15 protein-coding genes and 1 riboswitch are annotated in these 14,555 nt (G+C 70.2%); of the genes, 8 read left to right on the forward strand and 7 right to left on the reverse strand.

Going from position 1 to position 14,555, the window contains the following annotated elements; genetic code table 11:
* Positions 1–3: 3 nt before the first annotated feature.
* The 6 genes from ACN20X_RS27455 to ACN20X_RS27480 form a co-directional block, all read right to left on the reverse strand.
* Complete coding sequence (locus ACN20X_RS27455) at positions 4–768, reverse strand: ABC transporter ATP-binding protein (RefSeq protein WP_473210085.1); 765 nt, start codon at positions 766–768, stop codon at positions 4–6.
* Positions 765–1,787, reverse strand: coding sequence for a FecCD family ABC transporter permease (locus tag ACN20X_RS27460; protein ID WP_473210086.1), 1,023 nt, complete (start codon positions 1,785–1,787; stop codon positions 765–767). Before ACN20X_RS27460 ends, ACN20X_RS27455 begins: the two co-directional genes overlap by 4 nt.
* Positions 1,784–2,725 carry an ABC transporter substrate-binding protein gene (locus tag ACN20X_RS27465; protein ID WP_016454407.1) on the reverse strand — a complete coding sequence of 314 codons (942 nt, stop codon included), beginning with the start codon at positions 2,723–2,725 and terminating at the stop codon, positions 1,784–1,786. The genes ACN20X_RS27460 and ACN20X_RS27465 overlap by 4 nt, the downstream gene beginning before the upstream one ends.
* A gap of 10 nt (positions 2,726–2,735) precedes the next feature.
* Positions 2,736–4,967, reverse strand: coding sequence for a TonB-dependent receptor (locus ACN20X_RS27470; protein WP_016454408.1), 2,232 nt, complete (start codon positions 4,965–4,967; stop codon positions 2,736–2,738).
* 129 nt (positions 4,968–5,096) lie between these two features.
* A riboswitch (cobalamin riboswitch) is annotated at positions 5,097–5,381 on the reverse strand.
* 54 nt (positions 5,382–5,435) lie between these two features.
* Entirely contained in the window at positions 5,436–6,326 is an 891-nt protein-coding gene (locus ACN20X_RS27475; protein WP_016454409.1) for a CHAD domain-containing protein, read from the reverse strand.
* 57 nt (positions 6,327–6,383) lie between these two features.
* The gene (locus tag ACN20X_RS27480; RefSeq protein ID WP_016454410.1) at positions 6,384–6,875 is read right to left on the reverse strand and encodes a YbaK/prolyl-tRNA synthetase associated domain-containing protein; all 492 of its coding nucleotides are present in this window, start codon (positions 6,873–6,875) and stop codon (positions 6,384–6,386) included.
* 81 nt (positions 6,876–6,956) lie between these two features.
* Here ACN20X_RS27480 and ACN20X_RS27485 point away from each other — a divergent pair, with 81 nt between their 5' ends.
* Both ACN20X_RS27485 and ACN20X_RS27490 read left to right on the forward strand, forming a co-directional pair.
* Positions 6,957–7,598, forward strand: a complete 642-nt coding sequence (locus tag ACN20X_RS27485) for a helix-turn-helix transcriptional regulator (RefSeq protein ID WP_016454411.1) — start codon at positions 6,957–6,959, stop codon at positions 7,596–7,598.
* A gap of 44 nt (positions 7,599–7,642) precedes the next feature.
* On the forward strand, positions 7,643–8,605 hold the full coding sequence (locus ACN20X_RS27490; RefSeq protein ID WP_016454412.1) for a threo-3-hydroxy-L-aspartate ammonia-lyase: 963 nt from the start codon (positions 7,643–7,645) through the stop codon (positions 8,603–8,605).
* 25 nt (positions 8,606–8,630) lie between these two features.
* Here ACN20X_RS27490 and ACN20X_RS27495 read toward each other — a convergent pair whose 3' ends face one another.
* On the reverse strand, positions 8,631–9,365 hold the full coding sequence (locus ACN20X_RS27495; protein WP_016454413.1) for an NUDIX hydrolase: 735 nt from the start codon (positions 9,363–9,365) through the stop codon (positions 8,631–8,633).
* Between the two features lie 87 nt (positions 9,366–9,452).
* Between ACN20X_RS27495 and ACN20X_RS27500 the strand changes: the two genes are divergently transcribed.
* The 6 genes from ACN20X_RS27500 to ACN20X_RS27525 are packed head-to-tail and all read left to right on the forward strand — an operon-like array spanning position 9,453 to position 14,251.
* On the forward strand, positions 9,453–10,526 hold the full coding sequence (locus tag ACN20X_RS27500) for an SPFH domain-containing protein (RefSeq protein WP_012207555.1): 1,074 nt from the start codon (positions 9,453–9,455) through the stop codon (positions 10,524–10,526).
* Entirely contained in the window at positions 10,513–11,445 is a 933-nt protein-coding gene (locus tag ACN20X_RS27505) for a diacylglycerol kinase catalytic domain-containing protein (protein ID WP_473210087.1), read from the forward strand. The genes ACN20X_RS27500 and ACN20X_RS27505 overlap by 14 nt, the downstream gene beginning before the upstream one ends.
* A gap of 56 nt (positions 11,446–11,501) precedes the next feature.
* Positions 11,502–12,086 carry an RNA 2'-phosphotransferase gene (locus ACN20X_RS27510; protein WP_017406966.1) on the forward strand — a complete coding sequence of 195 codons (585 nt, stop codon included), beginning with the start codon at positions 11,502–11,504 and terminating at the stop codon, positions 12,084–12,086.
* A complete protein-coding gene (locus ACN20X_RS27515) occupies positions 12,064–12,675 on the forward strand; it encodes an HAD family hydrolase (RefSeq protein WP_473210088.1) in 612 nt (203 codons plus the stop codon). Before ACN20X_RS27510 ends, ACN20X_RS27515 begins: the two co-directional genes overlap by 23 nt.
* A 28-nt stretch (positions 12,676–12,703) precedes the next feature.
* Positions 12,704–13,276 (forward strand): NADAR domain-containing protein, encoded by a 573-nt coding sequence (locus ACN20X_RS27520; protein WP_017406968.1) that lies wholly within the window; start codon positions 12,704–12,706, stop codon positions 13,274–13,276.
* A 6-nt stretch (positions 13,277–13,282) separates the two neighbouring features.
* A complete protein-coding gene (locus tag ACN20X_RS27525) occupies positions 13,283–14,251 on the forward strand; it encodes an ADP-ribosylglycohydrolase family protein (protein ID WP_017406969.1) in 969 nt (322 codons plus the stop codon).
* Positions 14,252–14,555: the final 304 nt, after the last annotated feature.

Here is a 14,555-nt window from a genome sequence, read left to right on the forward strand (position 1 = left end):
GGGTCAGTTCTCCTGTTTCAGCCGCGCGCGCAGCAAGGTTTGCGGGGGTGCGTCGATGCGCTCGAAATCCACGCCGAACACGGCATCCAGCCCCGGCACATGCAGCAGCTCGGCAGGGGCCCCATCGAGCGCAATGCGCCCCTGGTCCAGCACGATGACGCGCCCGAAGTGCGCCAGCGCCAGGTCCAGGTCATGCATGACCACCAGCACCAGCCGCTCGCGCCCGCGCTGCGCCAGCGCCTGCACCAGGGCCAGGCGGTGGCGCACGTCCAGCGCGGCGCCGGGCTCGTCGGCCAGCAGCACGGGCGGGTCGGTGGCCAGCACGGTGGCCAGCAGGGCACGCGCCTGCTCGCCGCCCGACAGCGTGGACCAGCGCCTGCGCGCGAAATCCTGCAGCCCGGCGCCGGCAATGGCCGCCTCGACATCACCCCGGCCCGCCAGCCGCATGTGCATGAGCTCGGCCAGCGTCAGGTCCCAGTGCGGCGCAAAGCGCTGGGGCATGTAGCCCACGCGGCGTGCGCGCTCGGCCACGGGCAGGGTTGCAATGTCTTGCCCGTCCAGCAGCACGCTGCCGGATGCAGGCGCCTGCAGCCCCGCCAGCAGGGACAGCAGGCTGGACTTGCCCGCGCCATTGGGTCCGACCAGGGCCACGGCGCCGCAGGCGGGCAAATGCAGCGAGACGGCGTCCAGCACGCTGCGGCCACGGTGGCGCAGCGTGAGGGACCGGGCCTGCAGGCGCGGTGTGACGGAAGGGATGGCACCGTTCATTCGGACCTCAGCCTGCGCGCCAGCAGCACGATGAAGAAGGGCCCGCCGGCCACGGCCGTGACCAGGCCCAGCGGGATTTCGGCCGGCGGCAGCACGCTGCGCGCAATCGCATCGGCCAGCGTGACGATGATGGCGCCCGTGAGCGCCGACGCCGGCAGGGCCGCGCGGTGCAGCGGTCCCGCCATCCAGCGCGCGATGTGCGGCGCAGCCAGGCCCACGAAGGCCACCAGCCCGCCATAGGCCACGGCCACGGCCACCACCAGCGAGCCGGCCAGCACGGCCAGCGGCGTGAAGCGCGCCACGTCCAGGCCGAAGCCCTGGGCCGCATCGGCACCCAGGCCCAGCAGGTCCAGCCCGCGCGCCAGCGCCATGGCCCCGGCCAGGCAGGCCAGGGAGGCACCGGCCAGCAGGCCCAGGCCGCTCCAGGACGGCGTCTGTATGCCGCCCAGCACCCAGCTGAGCACCACCTGCAGGCTCACGGTCTCATCGGACAGCGCCAGCATCAGGAACGAGCGCAGCGCGCCCAGCACGGCCGCCAGCGCCACGCCGGCCAGCAGCATGCCGGCCGCATCGGTGGCACCAGCCACGCGCGAGACGGCCAGCACCAGCACGGTCGAACCCCAGGCGCCCGCAAAGGCCAGCACGGGCAGCGTCCAGGCCTGGGACAGGCCGAACAATAGATGCATGGGAACCAGCAGGGCGACAGTCGCCCCCAGCGCCGCGCCGCCCGAGGCGCCCAGCAGATAGGGCTCGGCCAGCGGATTGCGGAACACGCCCTGGAAGATGGCGCCCGACAGGCCCAGCAGCGCGCCCACCAGGGCGGCTGCCAGCACGCGCGGCACGCGCCACTGCAGCAGCAGCCGGCTGCGCAGGCTGTCTTCGCCGCCCAGCGCGGCCAGCAGGTCGGCCGGGCTGGCCCACTGGTGGCCCGCGCAGGCGGCGATCAGCAGGCTGGCCAGCAGCAGCAGGACCGCACCGGACCAGGGGCGCCATGCGGGTGTCCGTGAAAGGGAATTCATGCGGCCTCCCCGGTCCAGGCCGCAGGGTGCAGCCAGCGCGAGAGCTTTTCCACGCCGCCGAAGGTGCGCGGCCCGGGAATCAGGAACTCGGCACGCGCCACCGTGGTGGCCCGGCCGCCGCGTACGGCACGCAGGTCGCGCCAGCCGCGCTGGCCGATCAGGTCCTGCATGGCCTCCTGGGTGCCAGCGAACAGCAGCACGTCGGGGTCGGCGGCCAGCACGGCCTCGGGCGAGACCTGGGGCACGGTGCCCAGGCCGTCCAGCGCGAACGAAGCGCCCGCGCGCACCATGGCCTCGCCGGTATAGGTGCCAGGGCGTGCCGCCAGCAGCATGCCGTTGCCCAGCCGGCCCGTGACCATGAGCGCGCGCGGCCGGGGCTGGCCGGCCACCTGCCGGTCCACGCGCAGCAGCCGCGCCTCCTGCGCCAGGGCCAGCGCCTGGCCGCGCGCCTGCACGCCCGTGGCGCGGGCCACCAGGCGCAGGTTGTCCATCACCTCGGCCAGCGAGCGGCTGAGCAGCACCATCACCGGCACGCCGATGCGCTCCATGGGATCGACCAGCTGGTGCGCCGCCTGGCGCGCGGGCGTGACGATGACCAGGTCCGGCTGGCGCGCCACCACGGCGTCCACGGAGAATCCTAGCCGCCCGCCCACCTTGGGAATGCGCTCCACGCCCGGTGGAAAGCGCGTGAAATCCTCCACGCCCACCACGCGGTCCAGCAGGCCCAGCGCGGCCACCAGCTCGGTGTTGGAGGCAAAGATGGAGACGATGCGCTGCGGCGGCGCGGCAATCTCCACGCGCCGGCCCAGCGCATCCTGCAGCACCACCGGACCGCCTGCAGCGACGGTGTCGGCCCAGGCCGCGGGCAGGCCGCAGCCCAGGGCCGCTGCCGCGCCCTGGCGCAGCAACTGGCGGCGCGTGGTGCTGGATTGCCTCATGCCATGGTCCTCAAAACTCTGCCTGCAGGCCGACCATGAGTTCGCGGCCCGCCATCGACGTTCCGCAGCCGCCGTTCTGGTACGCCGGGTTGGCGATGCAGGGCGCACGGTCCAGCGCGATGAAGATGGGGTGGCGGTTCAGGTCGAACAGGTTGTTGACGGCTGCGAACAGCTTGACGCCCGGCGACACGCGGTAGTCGGCACGCAGGTTCCAGATGGTGAAGGCGCCCTTGCGGTGGATGAAGGTGCTGCGGGGCTCGCCCTGGGGGATGAGCAGCGCCTCTTCCGTGTCGTACCACATGGGACCGCGCAGCAGCGTGGACAGCTGCAGGCTCCAGTCGCCCTGCAGGCGCCCGCTGCCGCGCCCGTAGCGCACGCCGGCCGAGGCCTCGTAGCGGTACATGCGCTGCACCTTGTCGGTATTGGCCGACGCTGGCGATCCCTTGTCCCGCATGCTGAAGTGGTAGTAGCCGCCAGCCCAGGCCTTGAGCTGGTGGCCCGTCAGGTTCAGCGCCCGCGCCAGGTCCATGTCGGCCTGCATTTCCAGGCCGCGCGCCACGATGTCGGCCGCGTTGTTGGCGTAGTCCGAGGTATTGGTCGTCGCCCCGCGCGAGACGGTGATGATGCGGTCGCTGATGGTGTTCTGGAACAGGGCCGCATCCACGCGCCAGCCGGGCTGCTGCAGCGCAGCGCCGACCTCGATCTGGCGGCTGGTCTCGGGCTTGAGGTTGGGGTTGCCGAAGGTACGGCCACCGCCGACGGCCGTGAAGTCCGAGGCCAGCTCCGTGGCCGTGGGCGCGCGGAAACCCGTGGAGGCCGCAGCGCGCAGCGTGAGCCGGTCCGTGGCCTTCCAGGTGGCGCCGGCCGACCAGGTGTGGTTGTCGTAGTCGCGCGTGCTGGCCTGGGCCAGGGCCAGGTTGGGCGTATCGTCGAAGCGTGTCGTGCCCCAGGTCTTGCGCAGGCCGGCGCGCAGGGTCAGGCGATCATCGAACAGGGTCTGCGCGTCCTCGAAGTACAGCGCATGCACCTGCTCGGTCTGGTTGTTGTCGTAGGGCGCAACCTGGCCCGCCGGGCCGCCCGGCATGGCCACGCGCAGGCGGTCGGAGCGCAGCTTGCTGCGCTCCCAGTCGAAGCCCATCAGCAGGTCATTGGTCTGGCTGACACGCAGGCGCGGCTGAAAGCGCAGGCCCGTGGCGTCCAGCTGGCGGTGGTTGTAGTCGCGCGCCGTGCCGGGCACGGCGCTGTTGCCCGAGCGGATCACGGGCGAGGCCCAGTTGAATTCATCGGTATCGACCAGGCTGTAGAGGTGGGTCGTCCAGCTCAGGCGCTGGCCGGGCAGTGCGCCTTCGTAGGTCAGGTCCAGCGAGCGGTTGCTGCGGTTGTCGCGGCTGTAGATGTTGGCGCCCGATCCGCGAAAGCCCGCGTTGTAGATGCCGTCCGTGCGCAGCTGCAGCTCCACGCGGTGCAGCTCGTGCAGCTGCCAGCCCAGGGCGCCGCTGGCGCCGCGCCGCTTCCAGCCCGTGTTCTCCATGCGCGTGCCGCCGTCGCCCGACTCGTAGTCGCCGCGCCCGCCTGCGCTCACGCCGAAGTACCAGTCGAAGCGGTCATTGGCGCCGGCCGTCTGCGCATCGGTGCGCCACAGGTCCCACGAGCCGGCCTGGACCTGGGCGCGCGTGCCGGGCGCCGTAGCCCCCGTCTTCATGATGATGTTGACCACCCCGCCCATGGCCTGGCTGCCGTAGATCACCGAGGACGGGCCGCGCACGATCTCGATGCGCTCCACATCCGAGGGGCTGAGCTTGGACAGGTTGGCCGTGCCCGCGCGCCGGCCGTTGACCAGCACCAGCACCTGGCTGCGGAAGTCGCGCCCCTGGCCGTCGGTGGAGGCGCCGCGCAGGTTCATCGAGGTCTGGGCCGCCGTCCATTCGCTGAGAAAGCCCACGGCGTTCTCGGCCAGCAGGTCGGTGACCGAGCGCGCGCTGGAGCGCTCTATGGCCTCGCGGTCGATGGTCTGCGTGGTGCCCGCGATGCGGCTGCGCGCCTCGGGCCGCGCCGTGGCGGTCACGAAGACGGCGTCCAGCGCATCGTCGGCGGATGCACCGGCTTTGCCGGCCGCCGGTTCCTGTGCGGCGCCGGCCGCCGCGGCGCAGCAGGCCAGCACGGCCGCAGCGGTGGCCGGGCGCAGGAAGGGAGGAAGGGGAAAGGGGCCGAAACAATCGGCGGCCAAAGAAGCGAAGCGCATGCGTTGAATCCAACTGCCCCAGTCACCCGTGGGGCCTATCGTCTGAACCACGCCGCACGGCGCGCACGCCGGAGCCGGCCACGCCAGCGCAGGCTGGGGCCGGACCGGACAGGCGCACTCCCGCGGCGTCCGAAAGCAATGCAGAAGGCCGGTATCCGGGCTTGCGGAACGCTGCGGCGCGCATCGTGGGCGCGCTGCAGCAGGCATCCCCGCCTTCCCATGTCCGAGAAGGACACAGTGGCTTGCGGCGCGCAACCGGTGGGTGGCGCGCCAGCGTGGGGAGTTGTATTCCGCTGACCGTTGCGGGGGCAGCGCAGGCATTGCGAGCGGCCACCTCGATGGCATCGCGCACCTGCTTCCCGTTGAACCCCTGGCCGGCAAGCGGCATGGGGCACCTTCAGCAACAGCGCACCGCCACGGCCCAGGGGCTGCGGCGGTGCGCCAGCGGCGGATTATCGCTGATGCGGTCTAGGCCCAGAAGCCCGGCACGCGGGCCAGCGCACGCAGCGCGCGGCGGCTGCTGCGCGCGCTGGTGGCCAGGCGGGCCTGCAGGTAGCCGGCGGCAAACCAGGCGCGCGGATCCGTGCCGGCCTCGTCACGAAAAAGCGCGGCCGCCACGGCCATGTCGTTGTGCAGGCCCAGCGCGTCCTGGGCGGGCACCAGCGCCTCGGCAAAGCGCCGGCCCTTTTTGCCGGGCCACATTCCGGGCGCGAATTCCCGCGCAAAGTCCGCCAGGTAGCGCAGGCGCTTGAGCCGCTTGCGCACGCGGTGCTGCTGCGCCAGCGGCAGGCGGTCGAAGTGCCGGCCGTCGCGCAGCACCTGGCGGTGCAGGCGCGCCAGCCGCCGTGCCAGGTACTTGCGCGTGCCTGCGGCGGACAGGCTGACCAGGCCGGGCTGCCGCTTGCCTGCAGGCGCCTGCGTCAGCGCATGGATCTCGGCCAGCGTTTGCAGGAACTGCGGCTCGCGCACCGCAGCGGCCGCGTCCGCGTCGGCCTGCCCGGCATCCGGCACGGCCCAATCGCACAAGGGCGCATCGGCGTCCTGCAGCAGCGGCCGCACCACGTCGGCCAGGGTGCCGGCATCGCGCAGCGTGCCCAGGCGCGCAAAGGCCAGGGCCAGCGGGGCATCCCATTCGGCGCGCATGCCGGGCGCCAGCCCTGCGCATTCGCGCAGCAGGGTGCGCAGGCGCCGCAGGGCCACGCGCAGCTGGTGGATGCGTTCGGCCTCGCCGCTGCCGGCGTCCACGGCATCCACGGCATCCATATGCGACTGCACCTGGGCCAGTGCGGCAGCCAGCGCCGCACGCACAAAGCCGGCCGCATCGGGCCGGTCGGGGAACTGCCTGGCAGGGGTGGTCATGGTCAGGAGAGGATGTGCGGGCGTTGCTGCGATTGTGGGCACCGCCCGGCCCCCGGGTCAATCGGCGCCATCCCCGCTCAGGCTGTGCAGCGCGGGCCGGGCAATGCGCACATAGTCGGCCGAGTCCAGCACGATGGAGCGGTCCAGCCGGCCCGCATTGAAGGCGATCTCGGCAAAGCGCTCCACCAGTGCCGGGTCCACCACCAGGCGCACCTGCGGGTTGAAGGAGAACGGCGGCACCGATCCCATCACGCAGCCGGTGGCGGCCTGGGCCTCCTCTGGCGAGGCCAGCGTGGCCTTGCGCACACCCACGGCCTGGGCCAGGCGCTTGAAGTCCAGCTTGCGGTCGCCGGGCAGCACGGCCAGGAACAGCTGGGGATCGCCCGCACCGGACGCATCGCGGCTCTTGCAGAGCATGGCCTTGGCACCCTGGCCGGGTGCCGTGCCCCGGATTTCGGCGACGAGGTCGGAGCGGCCCTCGGCAGGGTGCTCGATCACGCGAAAGCGCGCGTCCTGGGATTGCAGCAGGTGAACAAGGGTGTCGAACATGGCAGGGAGCACAAGAAACGGACAAGAAGGCAGGTCGCCTGGGTTTTGACATTTTGTCCAATTCAAAACAAAATGTCCAATATGACACAACGCACTCCCGAGCAGCGCCAACTGCTGGAACAGGTGGCCAAGATCGCCGAAGGCCTGGGCCAGACCCTTGCCCCGTTCTGCGAGGTGGTGGTGCATGACCTGCTCGACCCGTCCCATGCGGTGCTGGCCATCCACAACAATCTCTCGGGCCGCGAGGTCGGCCAGGGCGCGACCGAGCTGGGCCTGGCCCGCATCCAGGACCCCGGCTACGAGCAGGTCATCGCCAACTACCCCAACCAGTTCGCCGATGGCCGCCAGGCCAAGAGCACGTCCATCGGCATCCGCGACTCCGAGGGCCGCTACATCGCCGCCCTGTGCATGAATGTGGACCTGACGATGTTCCAGGGCTTCCAGGGCATGCTCAACCGCTTTGCCGCCGTCAGCGGCGACACCCCCGCGCGCGAAATGCTGGACCCCACGGGCGCCGGCGCAGGCGCCGACACGGTGCGTGCCCGCATCGACCAGTTCGCGGCCCGCCTGGCGACCACGCCGCGCGCCCTCAAGCCCGAGGAGCGGCGCGCCCTGGTCCGTGAACTCAAGGGCGACGGCCTGCTGGACCTTCGCCGCTCCATGGAGACCATTGCCGCCCACCTGGGCGTGTCGCGCGCCACGGTCTACAGCTACGCCAAGTAGGTCCCGGCACCCCGCCGATCTGCAACTCCTTCTCTCCCGTACCGATGACAAGCCTTCCCACCTATGACGACGTGGCCGCAGCGGCCCAACGCATCCAGGGCCATGCCCACCGCACGCCCGTGCTCACCTCGCGCACGCTGGACGAGGCGCTGGGCGCCCGCGTCTTCCTGAAGTGCGAGAACCTGCAGCGCATGGGCGCCTTCAAGTTCCGCGGCGCGTTCAACGCCCTGTCTCGCTTCAGCGCCGCGCAGCGCAAGGCCGGCGTGGTGGCGTTTTCCTCGGGCAACCACGCCCAGGCCATTGCACTGGCTGCCAGGCTGCTGGAGATTCCCGCCACCATCGTCATGCCGCATGACGCGCCCGCCGCCAAGGTGGCGGCCACCAAGGGCTATGGCGGCCAGGTGGTGGTCTACGACCGCTATACCGAAGACCGCGAGCAGATCGGCCGCGACCTGGCCGAGCGCCACGGCCTGACCCTGATCCCGCCCTACGACCATGCAGACGTGCTGGCCGGCCAGGGCACGGCCGCCAAGGAACTGTTGGAGGAAACCGGCCCGCTGGACGCCCTCTTCGTGCCGCTGGGCGGCGGTGGCCTGCTGTCGGGCACCGCCCTGTCCACGCGTGCGCTCAGCCCCGAGTGCGCGCTCTACGGCGTGGAGCCCGAGGCCGGCAACGACGGCCAGCAGTCGCTGCGCGCAGGCCGCATCGTCCACATAGACACCCCCAAGACCATTGCCGACGGCGCCCAGACCCAGCACCTGGGCGGCATCACCTTCCCCATCATCCAGCGCGACGTGACCGACATCCTCACCGCCAGCGATGCCGAGCTGGTCGACGCCATGGGCTTCCTGGCCACGCGCATGAAGCTCGTGGTCGAGCCCACCGGCTGCCTGGGCCTGGCCGCCGCGCGCCAGAAAGGCGAGGAGCTGCGCGGCCGGCGCGTGGGCATCATCCTCAGCGGCGGCAATGTGGACATGCAGCGCTTTTGCAGCCTGCTGGGCGCCTGATCCTGGTCCTGATCGAAGGCCGCCCTCACCCGCGCGGGCTGAAGGTGCGCGGAAACACCACGGGCGCGCTGCGGTCGGCCAGGCGGTAGCCCATGGCCGGGCGGCGTGACGTGCCCTCCACCTGGCCGGCCTCCACCAGAAAGCCGGCTGCCATCATGCGCGTGCGAAAACCGCTCTTGTCCACAGGGCGGCCCAGCACCACTTCGTAGGCCTGCTGCAGCTGCGGCAGCGTGAAAGGCTCGGGCAGCAGAAAGGCCGGCAGCGAGGTGTACTCCACCTTGCCCCGCAGCCGCTCCACCGCTGCGCGCAGGATCTCGCCGTGGTCGAAGGCCAGCGCAGGCGCGCGCAGCAGTTCATCGACGGCAAACCACGACACATCGGCCGCATTCGCGCCCTTGGCCAGGATCAGGTCGTGCCCCGGGATCAGCGCGAAATACACATGCGTGGCCGACCAGCCACGCGGGTCGCGCGCCGCGCCGCCCCAGCTTCCCAGCTGCTCCAGGTAGGGGCTGTCCACACCCGTCTTGTCCAGCAGCTTGCGCCGCGCGCAGGCCAGCAGGTCCGCGTCCTGGCGCACATCCACAAAGCCGCCGGGCAGCGCCCACAGCCCCGGAAACGGCTCGCTGCCCACCGTGGGGCGCTGCACCAGCAGCACCTGCAGGGCATCGTCGGCCACCGTGAAGATGACCACGTCCACCGTGGTGAACGGGCGCGGGAAGTCCAGCGCGCCCTGCGGGGATGGGGAATTTTTTTCAGCCATGGGATGGATTGTGCTTGACGCGCCGGATTTTAAGTTGCACTATGCAACCCATACAAGTTGCACAGAGCAACTTAAAGGAGAAGCACCATGTTCGGCATCCGTTTCATCAAGTCCCAACCCACGGTCCACCTCATGCAGTTCCGCGCCGGCAAGGTGGTGCGCGAGGGTGCGGGCCAGTCCTTCTTCTACTACGCGCCCACCACCACCCTGGTCGCGGTGCCCGTGGGCAGCCAGGACTGCCACTTCATGCTGGAGCTGGTGACGGCCGACTTCCAGAGCGTCACCGTGCAGGGCCAGGTCACCTACCGCATCAGCACACCGCGCCAGACCGCCACGCTGATGGACTTCTCCCTGGCGCGCGACGGCCAGAAATACCTGTCCGAAGACCCGCAGCGCCTGGGCGACCGCGTGACCATGCAGGCCGAGGTCATCATCCAGCAGGCCGTGCAGGCGCTGGAGCTCAAGCAGGCGCTGCGCTCCTCGGCACTCATTGCGCGCACGGCCCAGCAGGAGCTGGCCGCCCAGCCCGAGATCGAGGCGCTGGGGCTGGAGATCCTGGGCGTCTCGGTCATGGCCGTCAAACCCACGCCCGACATCGCCCGCGCCCTGGAGGCCGAGGCGCGCGAGTCCAACCTCAAGGCCGCGGACGACGCCGTCTATGCCCGCCGCATGGCTGCCGTGGAAAACGAGCGCGCCATCCGCCAGAACGAGCTCGATACCGACGTGGCCGTGGAAAAGAAAAAGCGCCAGATCCGCGAGGCCCAGCTGGAAGCCAAGGCCGCCCAGATGCGCAAGGAAAACGAGCTGCGCGCCGAACAGATGTCTGCCGACGTGGCGCTGGAGACCAGCCGCCGCGACTTCGTCGAAGGCCAGGCCGCCAACAGCCGCACCCTGGCCGAGGCCGAGGCCTACCGCGTGGGCGCCGTCATGCAGGCCCTGGAAAAGGCCGACCCGCGCATCGTGCAATCGCTGGCCGCCGTGGGCATGCAGCCGGGCCAGCTCATCGCCCAGGCCTTTGGCGGCATTGCCGAGAAGGCCGAGCGCATCGGCCAGCTCAACGTCTCGCCCGAGCTGCTGCAGTCGCTCATGGGCGCCGGTGCAGGCCATGCAGCCGCCGTGGCCGATCCCGAACCCGCAAGGAGCCGCCGTGAACGCCAATGAACGCAAGACCGTGCTGGTAGTGCGGCGCACGCGGCTCGATGAGCTGGTGGCCAAGTACCACACGCTGTCCCAGGCGCGCTTCTACATCGAGCACCTGGGTGCCGACTTCGGCGACTACCTGCGCGAAAGCGCCGCCTACGCCGCCGCCCTGCAGGCCGTGGTGCAGGCGCTGGAGGCGCGCGGCCGCTACCAGATCGTGGACCGCGCCCTGGTGCCCAACTTCGTCTTCGGCGCCGACGACATCGTGGTGGCGCTGGGCCAGGACGGCATGGTGGCCAACACCATGAAATACCTGGACGGCCAGCCGCTCATCGGCGTCAACCCCGAGCCCGCGCGCTGGGACGGCCTGCTGCTGCCCTTCGCCCCCGCCGACCTGGCCGCCCTGCTGGGCGACGTGGCCGCCAACCGCCGCCCCACGCGCGCCGTCACCCTGGCCGAAGCACGCCTGAGCGACGGCCAGGTGCTGCGCGCCGCCAACGACCTGTTCATCGGCCCGCGCAGCCACACCTCCGCCCTGTACGACATCGCGCTGGGCGACCGGCAGGAATCCCAGTCGTCCTCCGGCCTCATCGTCGCCACGGGGCTGGGCTCGTCGGCCTGGATCAAGAGCATCGTCACGGGATCGATGGGCATTGCCCGCGCCGTGCGCGGCGCGTCCACCGACTTCGACTACCAGCCCTTCACCTGGGATGCGCCACGCCTGGACTTCGCCGTGCGCGAGCCCTTTCCCAGCCGCTCTTCCACGGCCGAGCTGGTCTACGGCCAGGTCACCGCCGGCCAGCCGCTGACCCTGCGCTCGCGCATGCCCGACCATGGCGTCATCTTCTCGGACGGCATGGAGGCCGACTACCTGCAGTTCACGGCGGGCATGCAGGCCACCATCGGCCTGTCGGAGCGGCAGGGCTGTCTGGTGGTGTGAAGCCCGAAGCACGGACAATCATCAACACAACAAGAAAATCCATGGAAATGGACCGTATGAACAACAAGAACACACTGACATCGACCAGCAAATTCATGAGCCTGGTCCTGCGCCACAACCCCGGCCGCGCCGGACTCGCACTGGACGCCCAGGGCTGGGTCTCCATAGACGCATTGCTGCGCGGCGCCCAGGCGGCCGGCCGCAACATCTCGCCCGCACTGCTGATGGAGGTGGTGCGCAGTTGCCCCAAGCAGCGCTTTGCCATCAGCGCCGATGGCCTGCGCATCCGCGCCAGCCAGGGGCATTCCGTGCAGATCGACCTGGGCCTGCAGGCCAGCATGCCGCCGCAGCGCCTCTACCATGGCACGGCCACGCGCTTTCTGGACTCCATCCTGGGCACCGGCCTGGACCGGCGCAACCGCCACCACGTGCACCTGACCGACAACCTGGCCACGGCCCGCTCCGTGGGCCAGCGCTATGGCCGGTTGGTGCTGCTGGAGATCGATGCGGCGCGCATGCATGCCGATGCCTGCCTGTTCTACCGCTCGGACAACGGCGTCTGGCTCACGGACAGCGTGGCACCGCACTACCTGCGCGTGCTGGCCGAAGAGGAACACGATGAAACCCATCATTGCCCTTGACGCCGATGGCGTGCTGCTGGACTACAACCGCGCCTATGCCGGTGCCTGGGAGCGCGCGTTCGGCCAGCGCCCCGCCGAGGCCGACCCCCATGCCTACTGGGCCATGGACCGCTGGGCCGTGCAGGCGCTGGACGGCGAGCGCCTGCAACAGTTCAGGGCCTGCATGGACGATGCGTTCTGGCGCAGCATTCCCGCGCTGGGCAATGCCTTGCAGGCCTGCCACGACCTGCAAGGCGCCGGCTACGAACTGGTCTGCGTGACGGCCCTGGCGGCACGCTTCGAACAGGCCCGCCTGGGCAACCTGCGCGACCTCGGCTTTCCCATCGACCGCGTGATCGCCACGGGCCGGTCCGCCGGCCTGCGCAGCCCCAAGGCAGACGCCCTGCAGCGGCTCGGCCCGGTCGCTTTCGTGGACGACTATCTGCCCTACCTCCGGGACATTGGCCCGGGCATTCACGCGGCCCTGGTGTGCCGTGGCCCGAACGGCACGCCCAACACCGGGCCGGACCTGGTCCACGCCCACTCGCAGCACGCAGACCTGATGGCCTTCAGCCAGTGGTGGCTGCAGCAAGCTCCATCGCATTCCTGAAACGGCACATACGGCAACGAGACAGCCCATGACCACCACAGACCACATCGCCTCCCTGCAAGACCTCCAGCGCGCCATGGCCCAGGGCCTCACCCCGCGCTTCCTGACGTTCTGGGGCCACCAGCCTGCAGCCGATGGCTCCATCGGCAAGACCTGCATGAGCCAGTGGTTCGAGGCGGGCTTCGAGGTCGATGGCCAGCACTACCCCACGGCCGAGCATTTCATGATGGCGGGCAAGGCACGGCTGTTTGGCGACGAGGCGGCGCACGCGGCCATCGTGCGCTGCCGCACGCCGGGCGAGGCCAAGAAGCTGGGGCGTGGCATCCAGGGCTTCGATGAAGCGGCCTGGGTGGCCGCGCGCGTGGGCATCGTGGTGCGCGCCAACCAGGCCAAGTTCTCCCAGAACCCGGCCCTGGCCAGCTATCTGCTGAACACGGGCGACCGCGTGCTGGTGGAGGCCAGCCCCGTGGACGCCATCTGGGGCATCGGCCTGGCTGCCGACGATGTGCGCGCCACCGACCCCGCGCGCTGGCAGGGCCTGAACCTGCTGGGCTTTGCCCTCATGCAGGTGCGTGCGCGGCTGCGCAGCATTGCTCCCTGACCAACCATGATCAAGAGCACAGGCATGGCCATGGACACGCTGGACCGATACCGTGGTGCCCTGCTGGGCCTGGCCTGTGGCGATGCCGTGGGAACGACGCTGGAATTCCAGCCGCGCGGCAGCTTTGCGCCGCTGACCGACATGGTGGGCGGCGGCCCCTTCTCGCTGCCCGCAGGCAAGTGGACCGACGACACCTCCATGGCCCTGTGCCTGGCCGAAAGCCTGCTCCAGCGCGGCGGCTGCGACCCGCACGACCAGATGACGCGCTATGCCAACTGGTACGAATGGGGGTACTGGAGTTCCACCGGCAACTGCTTTGATATCGGCATGGCCACCAGGGCGGCCATCCAGCGCTTCCTGGCCACCGGCGATCCGCTGGCCGGATCGCCCGACCCGGACCAGGCCGGCAACGGCTCCCTGATGCGGCTGGCGCCCGTGCCCATGTTCTTCGGCCCCGACGAGGACCTGGTGCAGCGCATGGCTGAACTCAGCTCACGCACCACCCACGCGGCACCTGAATGCCTGCAGGCCTGCCGCCTGTTCGCCGTGGCGCTGTGCCGGGCGCTGCAGGGACTGCCCCGGTCGCAGGTTCTGGACCTGGGCGGCGTTCTGCAAGACGGCGCCAGCCCGCGCCTGCGGGAGATTGCCCGTGGCGACTATCGCGACAAGCCGGCCGCACAGATTCGCGGCAGCGGCTACGTGGTGGACAGCCTGGAGGCGGCCCTGTGGTGCTTTGCGAGGCATGACAGCTTTGCAGGCGCAGTGCTGCAGGCCGCCAACCTGGGCGATGACGCCGACACCACGGCAGCCATCACGGGCCAGTTGGCCGGAGCCTTCCACGGCGCCAGCGGCATTGCGGGCCGCTGGCTGGAACGCCTGCACCTGGCCCCTGAGATCACAGCCCTGGCCGATGCGCTCTGGCAAGCCGCCAGAGGTGCCAGGGACGCTTCTCCGACCGCACCTCTCAGCACCTGAGCGGCCTGGCGCGCTCACGACAGTCGCCGGGGCCGCGAGCGGACTGAACCAGGCTTGTCTGCGCGACAACCCACACGCCCGAGCTGCGTGACACTCGGGCCTTGCTCTTTACGAATGGCGTGCATGGGCGGCTTTTGACTGAGCCACGCTCCATTTTCAGAACAATCTGATTGCATCAACTCATACCTTCGGCGTAGAGTGTGAAATACCTAAGAGGCCACACATCGAATGATTCGATGCTTTCATTTCCACCCCCTCCTTAGTCACTCAAAAGTTCGATAAAACTATTGCGTGATATTTTCGA

The sequence above is a fragment of the Delftia sp. PX-1 genome (genome assembly GCF_055797465.1).